The organism is Rhodospirillaceae bacterium (assembly GCA_040219235.1).
Classification (GTDB): domain Bacteria; phylum Pseudomonadota; class Alphaproteobacteria; order Rhodospirillales; family Rhodospirillaceae; genus WLXB01.
Genome location: JAVJSV010000016.1, coordinates 216,414 through 233,777 on the forward strand (window position 1 = coordinate 216,414; position 17,364 = coordinate 233,777).

General features: G+C 50.1%; 17 protein-coding genes. 11 read left to right on the plus strand and 6 right to left on the minus strand.

The window, feature by feature from the left end:
* Window positions 1–3 precede the first annotated feature (3 nt).
* Window positions 4–903, minus strand: coding sequence for a hypothetical protein (locus RIC29_15595; GenBank protein ID MEQ8736348.1), 900 nt, complete (start codon window positions 901–903; stop codon window positions 4–6).
* A gap of 199 nt (window positions 904–1,102) precedes the next feature.
* Between RIC29_15595 and RIC29_15600 the strand changes: the two genes are divergently transcribed.
* The 3 genes from RIC29_15600 to amt all read left to right on the plus strand — a co-directional run bounded on the left by RIC29_15600 (window position 1,103) and on the right by amt (window position 5,613).
* Window positions 1,103–2,251, plus strand: coding sequence for an aromatic ring-hydroxylating dioxygenase subunit alpha (locus tag RIC29_15600; protein MEQ8736349.1), 1,149 nt, complete (start codon window positions 1,103–1,105; stop codon window positions 2,249–2,251).
* Between the two features lie 149 nt (window positions 2,252–2,400).
* The gene (locus RIC29_15605; protein ID MEQ8736350.1) at window positions 2,401–4,017 is read left to right on the plus strand and encodes a SulP family inorganic anion transporter; all 1,617 of its coding nucleotides are present in this window, start codon (window positions 2,401–2,403) and stop codon (window positions 4,015–4,017) included.
* Between the two features lie 243 nt (window positions 4,018–4,260).
* The gene (gene amt / locus RIC29_15610) at window positions 4,261–5,613 is read left to right on the plus strand and encodes an ammonium transporter (protein ID MEQ8736351.1); all 1,353 of its coding nucleotides are present in this window, start codon (window positions 4,261–4,263) and stop codon (window positions 5,611–5,613) included.
* Window positions 5,614–5,690: 77 nt separating this feature from the next.
* On the opposite strand, the gene RIC29_15615 is transcribed toward amt, so the two are convergent.
* Together RIC29_15615 and RIC29_15620 are read right to left on the minus strand one after the other, a co-directional pair.
* Window positions 5,691–6,119, minus strand: a complete 429-nt coding sequence (locus RIC29_15615) for a GFA family protein (GenBank protein MEQ8736352.1) — start codon at window positions 6,117–6,119, stop codon at window positions 5,691–5,693.
* Window positions 6,120–6,130: 11 nt separating this feature from the next.
* On the minus strand, window positions 6,131–6,397 hold the full coding sequence (locus RIC29_15620) for a DUF3303 family protein (protein ID MEQ8736353.1): 267 nt from the start codon (window positions 6,395–6,397) through the stop codon (window positions 6,131–6,133).
* Between the two features lie 233 nt (window positions 6,398–6,630).
* On the opposite strand from RIC29_15620, the gene RIC29_15625 reads away from it, so the two are divergent.
* Window positions 6,631–7,737 (plus strand): PepSY-associated TM helix domain-containing protein, encoded by a 1,107-nt coding sequence (locus RIC29_15625; protein MEQ8736354.1) that lies wholly within the window; start codon window positions 6,631–6,633, stop codon window positions 7,735–7,737.
* On the opposite strand, the gene RIC29_15630 is transcribed toward RIC29_15625, so the two are convergent.
* Window positions 7,721–8,296, minus strand: coding sequence for an MOSC domain-containing protein (locus RIC29_15630; protein ID MEQ8736355.1), 576 nt, complete (start codon window positions 8,294–8,296; stop codon window positions 7,721–7,723). The genes RIC29_15625 and RIC29_15630 overlap by 17 nt on opposite strands.
* Window positions 8,297–8,486: 190 nt before the next feature.
* Here RIC29_15630 and RIC29_15635 point away from each other — a divergent pair, with 190 nt between their 5' ends.
* From RIC29_15635 to RIC29_15650, 4 genes are all read left to right on the plus strand, one after another.
* Window positions 8,487–9,287 carry a hypothetical protein gene (locus RIC29_15635; GenBank protein ID MEQ8736356.1) on the plus strand — a complete coding sequence of 267 codons (801 nt, stop codon included), beginning with the start codon at window positions 8,487–8,489 and terminating at the stop codon, window positions 9,285–9,287.
* A gap of 2 nt (window positions 9,288–9,289) precedes the next feature.
* A complete protein-coding gene (locus RIC29_15640) occupies window positions 9,290–10,168 on the plus strand; it encodes a DUF1838 family protein (GenBank protein MEQ8736357.1) in 879 nt (292 codons plus the stop codon).
* Between the two features lie 145 nt (window positions 10,169–10,313).
* Entirely contained in the window at window positions 10,314–11,060 is a 747-nt protein-coding gene (locus RIC29_15645) for an SDR family oxidoreductase (protein MEQ8736358.1), read from the plus strand.
* The gene (locus RIC29_15650; GenBank protein MEQ8736359.1) at window positions 11,054–12,016 is read left to right on the plus strand and encodes an SUMF1/EgtB/PvdO family nonheme iron enzyme; all 963 of its coding nucleotides are present in this window, start codon (window positions 11,054–11,056) and stop codon (window positions 12,014–12,016) included. The genes RIC29_15645 and RIC29_15650 overlap by 7 nt, the downstream gene beginning before the upstream one ends.
* Here RIC29_15650 and RIC29_15655 read toward each other — a convergent pair.
* The gene (locus RIC29_15655) at window positions 12,013–12,813 is read right to left on the minus strand and encodes a DUF1838 family protein (GenBank protein ID MEQ8736360.1); all 801 of its coding nucleotides are present in this window, start codon (window positions 12,811–12,813) and stop codon (window positions 12,013–12,015) included. The genes RIC29_15650 and RIC29_15655 overlap by 4 nt on opposite strands.
* Window positions 12,814–12,993: 180 nt before the next feature.
* Here RIC29_15655 and RIC29_15660 point away from each other — a divergent pair, with 180 nt between their 5' ends.
* The 3 genes from RIC29_15660 to RIC29_15670 are packed head-to-tail and all read left to right on the plus strand — an operon-like array spanning window position 12,994 to window position 16,642.
* The gene (locus tag RIC29_15660; GenBank protein ID MEQ8736361.1) at window positions 12,994–14,199 is read left to right on the plus strand and encodes a class I SAM-dependent methyltransferase; all 1,206 of its coding nucleotides are present in this window, start codon (window positions 12,994–12,996) and stop codon (window positions 14,197–14,199) included.
* 14 nt (window positions 14,200–14,213) lie between these two features.
* Window positions 14,214–15,413 carry a class I SAM-dependent methyltransferase gene (locus RIC29_15665; protein MEQ8736362.1) on the plus strand — a complete coding sequence of 400 codons (1,200 nt, stop codon included), beginning with the start codon at window positions 14,214–14,216 and terminating at the stop codon, window positions 15,411–15,413.
* Window positions 15,414–15,439: 26 nt separating this feature from the next.
* Window positions 15,440–16,642, plus strand: coding sequence for a class I SAM-dependent methyltransferase (locus RIC29_15670; protein MEQ8736363.1), 1,203 nt, complete (start codon window positions 15,440–15,442; stop codon window positions 16,640–16,642).
* Window positions 16,643–16,650: 8 nt separating this feature from the next.
* On the opposite strand, the gene RIC29_15675 is transcribed toward RIC29_15670, so the two are convergent.
* Entirely contained in the window at window positions 16,651–17,361 is a 711-nt protein-coding gene (locus RIC29_15675) for a DUF1330 domain-containing protein (protein MEQ8736364.1), read from the minus strand.
* Window positions 17,362–17,364: the final 3 nt, after the last annotated feature.

Below are 17,364 nucleotides of genomic sequence, written 5' to 3' on the forward strand. Positions count from 1 at the left end.
GTCTTAAAATACGTATTTGATAAGTTGGACGCTGGTATCATTTAGGCGCTCATGACGGTGGGCGGTTGCACCTAGGGATTCAAAATAGGCTGTCGTCTTTGCTTCACGATCATTGCCGACATCTAACAAGGCGTAGCTGCCAGGTTTCATCTTTCTAAATAACACATCGTAAGTGTCGGCGTCGTAGAGATAGCTGCAAGAGCGAACTGATACAACTAAGCTCGGCGTCTCCATCTCGCCTGAATAATGGTCCACGAACACAGCACTGGAGAGACCGTTCTCTAATATTAATTGCTCAACTGTGCTTTTAACGCTTGGATCTATATCTATAAAACGGGCCGGAATATTGCTCCTTGAACCCTTGAGGTAGGTGCTGTCGAATAAACCGCACCCACACCCAAGGTTTACATAACCATCGACTGTGTCTGGCAGATAACGTTCAAAGTCAATGAGATCGGTCGCAACCCACATAGCGGCATATACATCTCCTGGCACAACATCAGGACAGGGCATCCCATTCAGTTTTGTTTCGCACAGATGCTGATAGCGCTCAATTGCCGTTTTCATGTTGGCTTGAAAAGTCGGTGATGCATCTTTCCAATTTTTAAGAAACGAGCAGGTGCTTGGGCCGTAAGTAATGGAGAGCGGTAAGTTTTTTGTAAACAGAGAAAGATCAATGGTAATGACATCATCGCCTTGGATGCGTCGGATCAGTGTTTTTTGAAGTCCGTATTGTATCGCCATCTCGCTGTGCACCAGACGAGCCGCAGCGCTGTTGTCCAGTATTTCGAGGATGCGATTCTTAGCCGTTTCAAGCAGATCAAGATATGTGTTTGTGGCATCAACATAGGCTTTTGCATCAAAGGCTTTGGTCGCGGCGAGATATTGCGTTTCAAAATTCATAATAAAAACAGACCATCGATAAATCAGTGAGACATGCTCTTAATTTTGCACTGCACCCTAAGCTATACTGCGATCTCTTAACAGTCATTTGGAAGCCGTTTTCCTTTCACCACTGCGTCTTGTCGAAAGGGGCTTTGGGCTGGAAAAATATTATCGTAGGCTCTGTCTATAGCAGATGTGAGCGATCGGGAGACGCGGCATGTTCATTAACTTTTGGTACGCAGCAGGGCGGAGCGACGAGATCACCAATCAAGCGCCAACCAAGGTGCGGATGCTAGGGCTTGATTTCGTTCTCTTTCGGGACTCAAAAGGCCAAGTCCACTGCCTGAATGACACTTGTGTCCATCGGGGTGGCTCGTTAGGAAACGGCAAAATCAAAGGCGATTGCGTCCAGTGTCCCTATCATGGCTGGGAATTTGATGGTGCAGGCACCTGTCAGAAAGTGCCGTCACTTGGTCCAGGCGGTAAGCCGCCAGCACGGGCGCGCACGGACACCTATCCGGTTGAAGAACGCTATGGTTTAGTGCACGTCTTCCTCGGTGATCTGCCAGAGGCGGAACGGCCTCCGATTATGGAGATTCCAGAATATGGAGCGCAGGGGTGGCGCGCCACCATCCAGCACTACGATTGGGTGATAGATTATCAACGTTCGGTCGAGAATGCGCTTGATCCGGCCCACAATGAATTCGTGCACCCCACCCATGGCTTTTCAGGCGAAGACCCGGACTACCACGTGCCGCCTTTGAATATTGAAGATACGGAATGGGGGACCGGCTTTTTAGTGGAGTACAAAGCGCCGCCACTCAAAGACGATAAGATGCGCGAAGGCACGGGCCGGGATCATGTGGCGCAAATTACGGCCGGCACCTGGACTCATGGGCCGACGTGTAACGTGACGCGCATTAATCCTATGCCCGACAAACATATTCATCAGTACAGTTTTAAGACGCCGGTTGATGACACTCATTCGCGTTCGTATCTGGTCAATCTGCGCAATTTTGTGATCGAACCAGAGAACGATCAGCGCATGATGGGCCGCAATGATGTGGTGGCCGGGCAGGACGGCGTGATTCTGGAAGCCATGAACCCGTTGGTAACACCGCCGACCAATACCAAAGAAATCTTCGTACCGGCCGACGGGGCGATTGCCCGCTACCGCGAAATCTTAAAAGGCTGGGAAGCGAAAGGCTGGAAGATCGACCTTGATAAGGTCGAAGCCGACCGGAAAAAGATCGCCTACGCCATTCCAAGCCCCGCGCGACGTGATGCTAAAGGTTGGGTTATAGACGAAGTGCCGATGATTGACCCGACGGATGCTGTGGGGAAAGTAAAACGGGCCGCAGAATAGACAGTGAACGGTTGATTTTAGAATAACTTAAAACAGCACTTCACAAAACTTTCTGCACTCAATTGTTGCATTGCAGCATAAGTCCTTTATGACTGCGCATCACATCTGACACGACCTCCACTCCCATCAAGCACGACACTGGAATTTACGTGACGCGAGCGACACTGGCCTCCTTAATGGAGCGCCTACCTCTTGGCGATTGGAAAACCAATGGCCTTTCAACTTTTACACCCATCCTTATTAAGACCGAGGTTCTGGCCGGTTTAACCGTGGCGCTGGCCTTGGTGCCTGAAGCCGTGGCCTTTGCCTTTGTGGCGGGGGTTCATCCGCTGGTGGGACTTTATGCGGCCTTTATTGTGGGGCTGATTACAGCCATTGCGGGCGGACGACCGGGTATGATTTCCGGTGCCACTGGAGCTTTAGCCGTAGTTATGGTTGCGCTGGTCGCCCAGCATGGCGTGGAATATCTGTTTGCCACGGTAGTGTTGATGGGCATTCTTCAGCTGCTGGCTGGTGTTTTCCGGTTGGGCAAGTTCATTCGCTTGGTGCCCCATCCGGTGATGCTGGGTTTCGTCAATGGCTTAGCCATTGTCATTTTTCTGGCGCAGTTGAGTCAGTTTCAGGTGGCAGGAGAAGTTGCCGGGGAAGCGAAAGTTTGGATGAGCGGCTTGCCGTTGATGATGATGCTTGGGTTGGTGGCTCTGACTATGGCGATTATCTGGCTGATTCCTAAAGTCACAACGGCCATTCCAGCACCGCTTGCCGGGATCGGCATTGTGGCGGCTGTGGTGATCGGCTTTGGGCTTGATGTGCCGCGTGTCGGTGATTTGGCGTCGATCGAGGGTGGATTGCCTTTATTCCACGTCCCGATGGTGCCGCTAACCTTAGATACCATGGAGATCATTTTTCCTTACGCCGTTATTCTGGCTGCCATTGGTTTGATTGAAAGCCTTCTCACCCTCAACATTGTCGGTGAAATGACCGGTAAACGGGGCGGGGCGTCGCAAGAATGCGTGGCTCAAGGTGTAGCCAATACCGTGACTGGTTTTTTTGGCGGCATGGGTGGCTGTGCCATGATCGGACAGTCGATGATTAACGTGAAGTCTGGTGGGCGCACACGCTTGTCTGCCTTATCCGCCGCTCTGTTTTTGCTGGCCTTTATCCTCGTGGCCTCGAACCTCATTGAACAAATTCCATTGGCGGCCCTTGTGGGCGTAATGTTCATGGTGGTGATCGGTACTTTTGCCTGGCAGAGCTTGCGGATTATGCGGAAGATTCCGCTCAATGATGCCATGGTGATCGTCTTGGTGACCGCTGTTACCGTGATGTACGATCTAGCAATTGCTGTTGTGGTTGGCGTTATTGTGTCGGCTTTGACCTATGCCTGGAACAATGCCCGGCGGATTCATGCCCGTATTGATGAAACGACTGAGGGCGTGAAGGTCTACGAAATTGACGGTCCTTTGTTTTTCGGTTCGACCGATGGTTTTGCGGAACTGTTTAAACCAGAGACAGACCCGGACATCGTGATCGTTGATTTTCTGGACAGCCGGGTGGTGGATCAGTCTGCCCTACAGGCCATCGAAGATGTGGCCTCCAAGTATCAGACCAGAGGCAAGACTCTCCAGCTTCGGCACCTATCGCGCGACTGCCACCGGCTATTGAACCGGGCCGGGCAACTTATGGTCGATTCAGATGATGATCCTGATTATGGCATCGCGGTCGATTACTCTGTTCAAACAGGAATACTGGGTGGTGATCATTAGCTGTATTTATTGCCTAAAAATAAGGCATAAATTACTTTTGCCTATATTTTATGCATTAATACGAGCGATTCTTCCAAAAACAATTGAGACCCTTACGATGCTTAGTCCTACACCATTGTTTTTATTGTGTAATCTAGCGTAATCGCATCCCTGTTGCGTCGCAGCAATTTGGCACGTGGTTTGCATTGCTCCCTATCAAAGAAGGGTAATGCTGGCTTCATGCCGGTCGAGGGAGTGATGGCAATGACAAATTTAATGCGCAACGGAACGGTTTTTGGGGCTTCTGCCGGTATTGCTGTGCTGGCTGTTACACCTGCATTTGCTGCTGTGTCGGAAGAAACCGCATACGTGTTGAACACGTTTTCGTTTTTGGTTCATGGGGTTTTGGTCATGCTCATGGCCGCCGGTTTCGCAATGTTAGAGTCAGGCTTAGTGCGGACTAAAAACACCGCCTCCATTTGCCTCAAGAATATCGGACTGTATTCAATCGCTGGATTGGTCTTCTACCTTATCGGCTACAACATCATGTACACGGATGTCGGCAGTTACTTTGGTAGTTTTAGTTTTCTATATAACTCTTCAGGGGCGGAACTTGCTCTGATCAATTTAGAAACCGCGACAGATGAGCAAATCGCAGACGTCGTTGGCAATGGCTATTCTGTCATGTCTGACTGGTTCTTCCAGATGGTGTTCGTAGCGACAACGGCCTCAATTGTGTCTGGGACGTTGGCCGAGCGCATTAAGATCTGGCCGTTCATGATCTTTGTGGTTCTTTTGAGCGCCCTCATTTATCCGATCCAAGCGTCTTGGACCTGGGGTGGCGGCTGGCTTTCTGAAATAGGCTTCTCTGACTTTGCCGGTTCAACCCTTGTTCACAGTTGTGGCGGGTGGGCTGCGTTGGTGGGCGCGCTTATTTTGGGGGCGCGTAAAGGCCGGTTTACGGCAACCGGTGTCCGGCCCATACCAGGCGCGAACCTGCCTTTGGCTACGTTGGGGACGTTTGTTTTGTGGTTTGGTTGGTTTGGATTTAACGGCGGGTCGCAATTGGCCATGGGTAGTGCTTTGGATGCGACCGCGATTTCGATTGTGTACGTGAACACAAACCTGGCAGCGGCTGCCGGAGTTGTAACGGCCATGGTTTTGACGCAAGTGCTATACGGTAAAATTGATCTGACCATGTGTCTTAACGGCGCATTGGCCGGTTTGGTCGCTATTACAGCTGGGCCTGACTTGCAAAACCATATGTTGGCGATTGTGGTAGGGGCCATTGGTTCTGCGTTGGCGATCTTTAGTGTTCCATTGCTGGACAAAGCCAAGATCGATGATGTGGTTGGTGCGATTCCGGTTCACTTGGTTGCAGGTATATGGGGCACCTTAGCTGTCGGTATCTTTGGCTCGGGAAGCATTGTGACCCAGGCGATTGGTATCATTTCTGTCGCTGCTTTCGTCTGCTTCGTAAGCGCCATCGTTTGGTTTGCGCTGAAAATGACGATAGGCATTCGTGTCTCTGAGGAAGACGAAGAAATGGGCCTCGATAGGGCTGAACTCGGTTTGGAAGCTTATCCAGAATTCGGACGCGGTTCTCAGAAACTCTAAACTTACACTAAAGATTTATAGTCCAGTCCAACTCACCCGGTGGTGCATCGCATCACCGGGTTTTTTCAGAGTTTATATCACGTCGGTGTTCCGCCGGTTCCATCCGCAGCCTGCTTGAAGCGCTTCAAATAGCCTTCGATATTGTACCAAGCAGGCTTTTCACTGGTCCATGCATGCGAATTGGGTTTGACCTTGGCTGCGTTATCAAGGCCCCCAAGTCGCACACGGATATGATCAGGCTTTGCCCTCTTTTTACCGTTTACAGGAGAGCCGCATTCAGAGCAAAACGCCCGAACGTTTCCAGGAGAAGATTCATATGCCGTGATCAAGTCTTGTCCAGTGAGCACTGTGTAGCTGCTTGAGGGAACCGCAACATTGGCTGAAAAAGCTGTACCGTTAGCGCGCCTGCATTCATTGCAGTAGCAATAATTGGTTTCGCCGAGATGATCGTCTGGCACATCAATTTGATAGGTGACTTTGCCACACAGGCATTGGCCGTGGATCATATTGGACGCTCCTAGGATTGAAATGCTTTCATCATATCTGCCCCAGGTACAACAGGGCGGATGAAGAAGTCTACTAGATCCGTCCAGTTGTCCATCCAGGATTGAAGCTGCGCTTCATCTTGGCACTCTACGATTTGGTAACAGCGGGAGAGGTCAACCGTGACCCAACTGTCTAAATAGGTCATGCCTTCTGGCATCATGCGGCCCTGATCGAAGTACCGCTCGTATACCGCTTTTGCATTATCGTCTTTGAACTGCTCGACCACCATATACAGCATACCCACTCCTGCATTTTAATTCGCAAGCGCAATCCTACGCTAGAGAGGGCTCCGAGTAGTGTTACAGAACGACGACAATCGTCCCTGAGCATATGACTTTGGCGGTTGGAGTGATCTTTTGAGATACGAGGACGAGTCATCAATGATGACCCATCAATGATGACTCATGTATGCGGGTGAGAAGGGGATTGCGAACTGGGGTGTTGCAGTGACAGGATGATCAGGGGGCACACATGCTTCGGAAAGTACTGTTTCAAGTGCACTTATGGTGCGGTCTGGTCATTGGCCTGTTTTTGGCCTTTCAGGGACTTACAGGTGCGGCTGTAGCCTACCGGCATGCGGGAAACCATTGGCTGCATGCAGAAGAAATGCTGATTGAACCGCAGAATAAGCCGTTTCTGGCCATCTCGGCTGTTCTGAAGTCCTTCAGTCAAACTTTTCCAGAGATTCCCCATAATGTACTGAGCATCGTTTTTCCGCAAAAGCCTAACGAAGCCTATTTTATTCGTGTGTGGGACAACGCGCCGGCACCAAATATGTATGTCAGCATGAATTCCTACACAGGTGAAATTACAGGATGGGGGAGTAAATATGAGTATCCTTTTGAGCTGATGTTCAGACTTCATGAGCAAGTTTCTGCCGGAACACCGGGCATCAATGCCGTTCATGCGGGTGCGTTGATCATGATGCTAATGAGTGCGTCGGGATTGTATTTATGGTGGCCTCGCCGTGCAACTTTCAAGCAGGCGTTTGCCATAAAGAGAAGGCCGCTACGCCGTTTTTTATTCGGCCTCCATCGCGTCAGTGGCGCGTATGCATTTCTCTTACTGTTTGTGGTGGCCTTGTCAGGAAAGATGATTTTCGGATTGCTGACGATGCCTTCGATTGCATCCGATGACTCTGCCGGATTTGGTGTTTTCGCGGCAACAGGCGCATCGGAAAATTCTTCAGGGGAACCTGTTCCCATTGATTCCTTAATTGAAATTGCGCGTGAAAGATTCCCCAATGACCCCATTCGCGACTTAAGTTATATCCGCTTAGCAAGGAGCATTGTAGTTGTGACCTTTTTGGATACGGATAATGCCAACGTCCGTGCCTTGAACCGTGTTTTCTTCGAGCGCCATACGGGCCGCGTGACTGCGATCAGGAACTCCGATGAGTTGGTTGGGTTAGCCCTTGCGGAGGATTGGGCTTTTCCCATTCATTCCGGAGAAGTATTGGGGAACTTTGGGCGGTTTATCGTTTTGTTGTCTGGATTGATTATGCCGTTTTTGTTTGTGACCGGAGCTTGGCTGTGGTGGAAGAAGCTGGCCTTGAACAAAACTAAACCGGCTCCATAGCCCGATGCGGTTCAACTGGTAATTCAACGCGAATAGTATCGTTCAGAAATACGTCGCCTCCAGCAATGACAGTCGACATAACACCCGACTTGCGGACGATTGTGCCATCGGGCTTCTTTTCGATAGTCGCTTGCATCAGCCTATCTTGAATGGTGTTGAGTTGTTTACATGGATTTCTAAGACCGGTCAGTTCAACAATGGCGTCATTGCCAAGATGCAGGCGCGTGCCAACGGGAAGGGATAAGAGGTCAACACCGCGGGTCGTAATGTTTTCACCCATTTGGCCTGGTCCTACGTTAAACCCTTTTGTTTTCAACTCATCATGCAATTCCGCGTGAATGAGGTGAACCTGCCTCAGATTCGGTGCCTCTGGATTGCGTGCAGCATGAGAGCGGTGTTGATCTGTTTTTCCAGCATGGGTGTCTCCCTCAACTCCCAAGCCTTCCAGCAGGCGGATAGAATGCTCTGGGGTTTTAGTAAACGTATGAGCCGGGCATTTAGATAGGGCGATGATGGTTTGTGACATAGCTTGGTTTCCAAAGGTCATTGAATTTTTCATGCCTGAAATGGCGCTTTAACGCCAGTACTTAAGGTCGCGGCTATGTTGAGCGTGGATTTATGGGCTTTAGAACGCGCCCGGCAGCTGGGTATTTAACTATTATTTATCTGTTGGGGGACTCGAATTGGGGCCGTATTCTAAATCTTGAGACTATCACGACAGTCTATAACTTTGACTCGGGAGTATGAGGATGCAGTTTGGTTTAGGGATTTTAGTATCGACGACAATAGCACTTGTCGCCACCTCAGCAACGGCTCAACCCGCGTTCATTGAACCGGCTGATCGTAAACCCGGCATTGTAAAAATTCTTCGTGGCACGACCGAGTGCCGGGAACCGATGAAGAATAATGCGCCATGCGCCTCGGAGTATTGGTCGATGTACGTCCATGATGATGGATCCCGGTACATGCATGTCGTTTCCGACAACATTCGAGCCGGTGAAGCACGCCACGCCGTGATTTGGGTCGATGCCGACGGAACTGCTCGAGAGGCTTACATGAACAATTGGTCGCGCAAAGGTGTGCTTGGCTCTGCTTATGTTGTGAAGCGGGAAGAGTCAGCGTCGGTCGCAGCTTCCGACCTCATGTTCAAACGCGCGGGTGAGGGGATTATTGTTGAAGAGGTCGAGGCGTTTGACGGCTTGGACTCGTTGGCGACGGGGCCAGCGTCAGCAGATGGCTTGCACTTCCTGAAATACGATTTCGACGCCCCTGGTGAACAGCCACACGGTGTGTATTGGATGGGTGGTTCGCGGCACGAGACGATGATTGGAAATATCGTTACATCTGAATACACATACTTAGGTGAGGAAGAGTTCACCTTACCTGATGGCACAAAGCTGATGGCAGACAAGTTTCAGATGCTCAGCGGTACGGAGGTGTTGTTAACTAAGAAAGACCGGGCCTTGCTGAGGATGAATCTTAAATTTGGCGATGTGACAGGGTCTATATTTGAAACCGTGAGTTTGGATATTGTTGAGATAGGGCAATAAGTATGGTCTCGCGACGAGATGCGGCGACACTCATTGGCGCGTTAGGGCTTGGCGCAAGCTCCATTCCCAGTTGGTCTCAAACTGCGACCGCAAAAGTCTCGGTGCTGCCAGAGTCACCGGAGAATCAAGTTAAAGCCAAAGTGCGTATTTTGGGCCGTACGGATGAGGGTGAAAGTGTTTGGCAATCTTCAAGCAGGTTGTTTGCGTTAACCAATGACGGCGTTGTTCCCCTGTTGCAGACACGTGGTGCTCAAAGATCGTGGTGGCGCAACGAGGGTGAAGGCGTGTATCGGCGTTTTCCATCGTCATTGAATTATTTTGTTGATCCGGTGACGGGTGAGTTTATCGATGAGTTCATCAATCCCATCACCGGCCGGACAACGCCATTGGTATCTACAATGCAGCGGCGCCAAGATGGTGAGGTTTTTACGCCCATGGGCAGTTACTTTCCGATCTCGCGCCAGCGGTTTCCAGAGATGTACGAGGAAAAACCGGTTTCGCTGGATTGGCGTTTGGACAACGAGACCATTCGTCTGTTTCTCACGGAAAATTTTGCGCCTGTGGCACCCAAACCAATTTATGAAGTTCACACTTACTTCGCGCCGGCAGAAGAAGCTCTCAGCGAGGCTCATAAAAGTGCGCGCGCGACATCATCGGGCTGGTATACGGGTAAGTTTAGCCGGTGGCTCGATATGGCCGATGTGGATGGTTATTTGATCTGGCATTTTGAAGGCACAAAGCTGAATTCTATCGATGATTTAGATGATGGTTATATTGAGCGGGCCCAGACCTTGAGTGATGTATTCGATGTTTCTCCAGAGTTTGATCAGGGACTGAGTTATATCGATTCGGTTCAGAAGCCGGTTAAGACTGAAAACTAAGACCGTCAATGTTCATAATGTGAGCTTTCTAAGGTGAACGTTCACACTGTTATCGTAGAGATGGTTACGCTTGAAAACGAGTACACTTTTAAAAGCTGCTGGGGGCACGTCATTGAAATTATTACATTTGGGCGTTGCCCTTCTTATGCTTCTAACGTCAACGGCAGCTGCGGAAACTGTCCTCATTACTGGCGCAAACAGTGGGATCGGTCTTGAGTTTGCAAAACAATATGCGGCGAGGGGCGCGAATGTGATTGCGACGCACCGCCGGATGACGACACCAGAAACCCTAGCAAGCTTGAAACAAAGCTACCCAAATACCGTAACGGTGGAGCGTATTGACGTTCGTGATTTGGATATGATTCAGGAAGTCGCCGATAAGTACCGCGGTACAGCCATTGATATTTTGATCAGCAACGCCGCAATTGTTGCAGACTTGGCCGATCCAACTCCACAGATGTTTGGGTCATTAGATTACGAACTCTTTAATGTGTTTATGGAGACGAATGTTCGCGGTCCTCTTAAGATGGCTGAAGCGTTTCATGAGCATGTCAAACAAAGCGATATGAGGCGGATGATTGCGATCTCGTCATTATCTGGATCGTTATCTGAACCGCCAACACGACTTGGTGGGCGCGTGTATTACAAGACCAGCAAGGCCGCCTTGAACATGGCAATGATTACCGTCGCCCGCGCAACTGCAGCAGACGGTGTAATTGTCGCAAGTCTTCACCCGGGTGGTGTAAAAGTTGAGAAACTAGAAGAATTTAATGTTCCGGGCTTTATGTCGCCATCGGAGAGTGTTGATGGCATGATCACTGTTATTGACGAATTGATCCCGGAGCAGAGTGGAGCTTTCCTCGATTGGAAAGGGCGTGTTCAGTCATGGTAGTTCTGAGAATCCTTTTTCGTTCAATTTTAGGCGCTGGTTTGCTTTTCTTCGTTATGGGGGACGTGCCCATTGTCGCGGCTGAAGTAAATACCTTCAAAGACTGCGAAACGTGCCCGGTGATGATTGAGCTGCCACCGGGCAGTGTGACCATAGGGGCCGATCAAGAGGAAGGCCGACGATGGCAAATGCTTGATCGGATGTCTGCGAACGAAGGCCCACGGGTTGAGGTGGTTTTTGCATCGCCATTCGCCTTAGGGCAAATGGAAGTGACCTATGGTCAGTTTGCAGAGTTTATTGAAGACACTGGTTATAATGTTAAGCCTGGATGCTTTCATCTGACAAGTTCAGGTTGGTCGGTACAACCAAAGTTAAATTGGCAGGATCCAGGCTTCGAGGTGACTGATGATCATCCTGTTGCCTGTGTGCGCAGGGCTGCCGTTCTCGCCTATATCAACTGGTTGTCCAAGAAGACGGGACAGTCTTATCGTCTTCCCAGCGAGGCTGAGTATGAATACGCCGCGCGTGCCGGACAAACATCGGCAACCCAGGCCACGTTTTGGGGTGAGGAATGGACGAATGCTTGCACCTATCAGAATGGTGCTGATTTGAGCTTTGTTCCCAATGTCCCAGATATTCCATATGGTCAATATGCAGATTGCGATGATGGCTATGTCTTCACATCACCGACAGCAAGCTTCGCGCCAAATCCATTTGGTTTCTATGACTTGGCAGGCAATGTCTCTGAGTGGACCGCAGACTGTTATGAAGAAACGCATGAAGATATTCCCCGCGATGGCCAACCCTCTTCAAAGCGCAGTTGCCGCGCTTGGGTTGCTAAAGGCGGTTCTTGGGCGGGCTTTCCTGGATTGCTGAGACCTGCGACGCGTCTGCGTATTTTAGCCACCACCACTGGAACTGGCTTTGGCTTCCGTGTGGCACGAGATATCGAAGACTAGTCTTCAAAGCTTTCTGGGCTGCGATCTAAGGATGAGACAGGGTCAGAAGCTATCTCAGGGTGATAGCGGTGCATGATCTGCTGCAGTTCATCCGGAATATCCTCAAATTGAAATGCCTTGCGCGCCACCAATCGTGTCACCTGACTGCCTGGATACCCCTCCATGACGAGCCAGCCTTGCCAGCTTGAGATAAGATGGAGTGTTGCACTGGCCGGCGCGCTTATTACATCTGAGTCAAGAATATCGCTGACCTTAGCATTAAAGGTTTCCAGGTCATTGATCCGGAATCGTTTTTCTTCTCCGTCTCGTGACCGCGTGACGATGGCAGATGAGTCAAATGAAAACCAAAGATCATCACCAACAATAGTCGCGGGGCCGAGTGTATGTTTACGTTTAATGTCGAGCCCGGGCAGGGGGCTGGATGCAATGCTGCTGCCATCACTCAGAAAAGTTTGTGTTTCTGGCCCCATGAGTTGACCTGGAACGGGCAGTCTTTGATCCGTGTAGAAATTGTACCAATTTTCCAATACGTCACCGGTGTCAGGATCGGTGAGGTAGACGGCTTCGAGTGAGGTTACATCAAAACGATCTGAACGATGCTCAAGAACGCGCTGAACAAAAAACACCCACATATTCCACATAGCCTTGGCTTCGCCATTGACCACGCCATATTTTGTGCCCCGTTTCCACCAATAGACCGGGCGATCATCTAGCGCGTACAGAATTTTGCGGTGAAGAAAATCCAGGTGGGCCGGATTTTCTGTCTCGATCACTTTCGGGGTGGGCAAAAGTATCATATGTTGTCTCTTTGGTTAGCAGCCAACTATCTGAAACTTATCAGTTTTTCTTGTTTGAGGTCGTGAATTGAGGTGTTGATTATTCGCGCGTTCACACTATGTACGTTTGTCCATCCAGATTGGTCGCGCAAGACTATAAATGGCGCTATACTAGGAAAAACGTGAATAGGGAGATTTCTTATGTTGGAACGCCGCACTTTGTTTGGTGCCGCCGCTGGCTTGACGACAGCCATTAGCACCGCGCTAACGGGCCGGAAAGCCGCTGCTAAAACGTCATCATCAGTGACCTTACCGGATGTTGAAAAGCGTGGAGCTCTGGGTCGTTTAGAGCGCCTTCCGACTTTGGATGCTGAAGGGCGTGATGACTTTCTCACAGGGTTTCGCAATTGGCGGGGTTCGACGGTACAACGTGCCGCAAAAGAACGATTTGAGAAGGTTCTTGCTGCCAGTGGACATGATCCTAGCGAAGAACTGCCGATGGAGAAAATTCACGAGATCATCGGGGATGATCATGTGGTCGGCACTGAAGGGTTAATACGGGTTTATAGCCAGCGCTTCGCGCATAAGAATTTCTATAACGCCTTTGCCGATGATGCGGATACCTATCTGGATGAGATGGCAGATTACGACAAGATTGGACCGGGTTCTTTAGAGCTTAATCCTAATCTCGATATTCCCACTTACGCTAAGCATGAGATCCACATGCAACCGGGAGGTTATGTAGGGAACCCTTTCGCCGGGCATTTGTACCACTATGGAACGAATGCCTTTTATTCAGCTCGGGCCACAGACAATTATCAAGACCAGCATCATGCACGCCTGGCTGAGCAACTGCCCGTTCCTGAAGACGGTAAAGAGGTGAAACGTATTCTAGATATTGGCTGTGGCTTAGGGCAATTCGCCGTGGCTCTGGCTGAGCGGTTCCCGAATGCAGAAGTCTGGGGCGTTGATGTCGGAGGGCCGATGTTGCGCTATGGACATATGCGCGCCGTTGATCAGGGTGTTGCGGTTAACTTTGCTCAACGTCTGGCAGAAGATACCAAATTTCCTGAAGGGCACTTTGATATTGTGGCGAGTTACATTGTTCACCATGAAGTGCCTGCTGACGTGTCCCGTGCGATTTTCAAGGAAGCCAATCGTATACTTCGCCCAGGCGGGATATATTTCCCCATTGATTTTTACACAGGCGGCCGCCGAGGCGTGCCTGGGGCTTACTCACAGTATCAAGAATGGAAAGACCACCGCTGGAATAACGAGGTCTGGCGGATCGAATATAAAGATATGGATTTCGCTGGTGATATGGAGCGGGCAGGCTTTGACGTGAACAAAGAGGGCTCACCCGCTTGGTACAGCAATCGCAATATTTATGGCACCAAGCCTGTATAAACCGGAGACTAGATATGACTGACCGCCGCACTGTGTTTTCTGCGCTTGCTGGGTTAGGGGGCATTGCGTCCTCAATGCTGAAAGGTCGATCCGCATCCGCCGCATCAGGTGCTTTTGACTTCGATAACGAACCTCGAGGCACGCGCGGCCGGCTGGAGCGCCTCGCGAACTTAGATGTCGAGAGCCGAGATGACTTTCTCACGGGCTATAGAACCTGGGGTACTGCTCGAGCTCTACCCGCCGCAAGAAAGCGCTTCGATGACTTGATGCTTAAGGCCGGAATCGATCCGGAGTCTCCTGATACACCCATGGAAGATATCTTTGCCGCCATTGAAGGCGATCATATTTTAGGCATGGAGGCTCGCTATAGAACTGGTGTGCATGATGTCATGCATCGCAACTTTGATACTGAGTTTAAGAGTAATGCTGAAGTCTACTTGGCAGAAATGGAAGCCTTTGATGGGCACGGTCCAGGGACCTTGGAATTGAACCCGGACATGGATATCCCAGATTACGCCCGCTATGAAATTCACACGCAGCCCGGTGGTTATGTCGGTAATCCGTTTGCGGGCCATATTTATCACTACAGCACGAATAATTTCTATAACGGCCGTAAGCTGACAAATTATCAGGATGAATTGCATACCCGGTTAGGCAGTCAAGTGCCGGAACCCCCAGACGGTAAAGTGATGCGCATCCTTGATATTGGATGTGGTATTGGGCAGTTGGCTGTCGCACTCAAAGAGCGTTTTCCAAACGCTGAGGTGTGGGGCATTGATGCCGGCGGGCCTATGGTCCGCTACGGACACATGCGCGCCGCAGAGTTAGGCATTGATGTAAATTTTGCACAACGCATGGCAGAGGATTCAAAATTCCCCGACAATCATTTTGACATTGTGGCATCTTACATTCTTCATCATGAGTTGCCGGAACAAATATCAAAATTAGTCACGACCGAAGTCCATCGTATTTTAAGACCCGGTGGCGTTTTCTTTCCCATTGATTTTCTGACTGGTTCTGCGTCTCCTGCCAACTCAGCTTACATTCGTTACTCGCAGTGGAAAGATCATCGCTGGAATGAGGAAGTCTGGCGTGAAGAGTATGCCCGCTTTGATTTCCCCAAAGTTATGGCTGATGCGGGTTTCGAGGTCACACGCGAAGGACCGCCTGCCTGGCGTAGTCGTTATAATTTGATGGGCGTTAAGAAAGCCTAGGCCATCAAAATTTAAAGGCGTCTCCTATGCCGGATCAAGGTGTAGCTGTTCTGAGTGATATTTCTGCCTTGGTCCGGACGACTCAAGGGGAAGAGTCTCGCCAAGCGTTCGTGAGTGCCCTACGAAAACACGTCATGGTGACTATGTCCGCCACCATGCGGCAGGATTACGAAGATCATATAAAACCGCGCTATTTTAAAGAATATGGCGAGGAGCCCTCGACGCTCCGTGACGTGAAGAAAGCGATGGGCCAAAACATGCTTTACCGCATGTGGAGTTCTATTCGATATAATGCGCAAGAAATGGTCTGGGCATCTGTCCAAGACAGTGTTGAACGGGCTTTGCCGGAGATGATTGAGGTGGCACGTGTTGCCGCCGATATAAACCCCGCAGGTGGTTCCCTCAGACTCAATCCCAACCTTGAAATACCCAGATACGTTTCTGCGATGGATGTTCACCTCATGCCAGGCTGTTTTCATACGGAGCACACGTCAGACGACGTGGCGCAAGGTGCCGTGCAAGTCCTCGGCGGAGATGTCTTTCGCGGTGGCTTTCGGCACCGTAAAGGAAATCCAGGCGGTGTCGGACAGTCCATCGCCCGCTATCTCAAACTGAAACACCCAGAGTTCGCGCCAAAGCATATTCTTGATCTAGGCTGCAACACGGGGAAGAACCTGTTTCCATACTTAGATGAGTATCCTGATATTGAAGCCTATGGCATTGATGTCGGTGCACCGCTTTTGCGTTTCGGACATGCTGTCGCCTCCTACGAAGGGCGAGCTGTACACTTTTCTCAGCAGGATGCCGAGCATCTAGAGTTTGATGACAACAGCTTCGACATCGTCACCTCAAGTTTTTTTCTACATGAGTTGCCTGTTAAATCGACCAAGGCCATTTTTGCAGAGGCCCGCCGTGTCTTACGCCCAGGTGGACTGATGATACATATGGAATTGCCACCTAACTCTGAAGTCGACCCGTATTATGGGTTTTATTTGGATTGGGATACTGGTTCTAACAACAACGAGCCGTTTTATGCGGAATTCCGCAATCAAGATATCAAGGCCCTATGTGTAGGTGCTGGATTTCAATCAGATAAATATGTTCAGGCATTTATTCCGAATTACAGTTCATTCGGTGCAGATAAGTTTGCAGCGTTTATAGACGGTAGGGTTGATGCGCCTAAGCACGGTAATGGCGCAAGCTGGTTTGTCTTTGGAGCTTGGGTTTAGACCAGCCGTTATCTTGGTTTTGGCACTGCGGCGACCATGACTGTGAAGTCCATAGCTTCTTCACGCAAAGCGTTCACTTTTGTGAATTCTGGATCAGATAAATAAGATTTAATCGCCGCTACGCTCGGCCATGAGGTGATCTCAATCGAATACTCAGGCTTTGGCCCTTCCAGAACAGACATATCGTCTGGTCGTGCGAGGGCGATTAAACGCCCTGGAGCATTTGAAGAAAAGTCTGATGTTGCTTCCATATAAGCCTGCGTTTTCTCAGGGTCTTTAACGGTCACCAAGGTAAACATAAAAGCTGGTTGAGTGCCGCCTTCGGCCGTATATGGTTGTTCTCCGGTGCCGGCGAGGCCCACCACGTCAAAGGTGCCGGCGCCTTCGCGTAAGGGAAATACGGCCCGATAATCGTCCGACCACCAGAACGTTTCGACGTCTTTCAAACTTTTGAATTCTGCGAATATCACAGACTCATGCTTGGCGGAGCCAGCCAGAACCTCTACGCCACGACCGATGCCACCAAAGATTCTATAAACACCATCGTATTTTGCATAAACGGGGGGGAGAGCACGGCCATAAACGCCCAGCTTTTCAAAGTCGGTAACTGTGGCGTTGACGAATAGAAAGCCAGGCTTTTCCTGAGCTTGTGCCAGAGTGGAGAGACCGAGCAGGATACTGCAAATGGTGACGAGGAAAATGTGACTTAAATTCTTCATAGC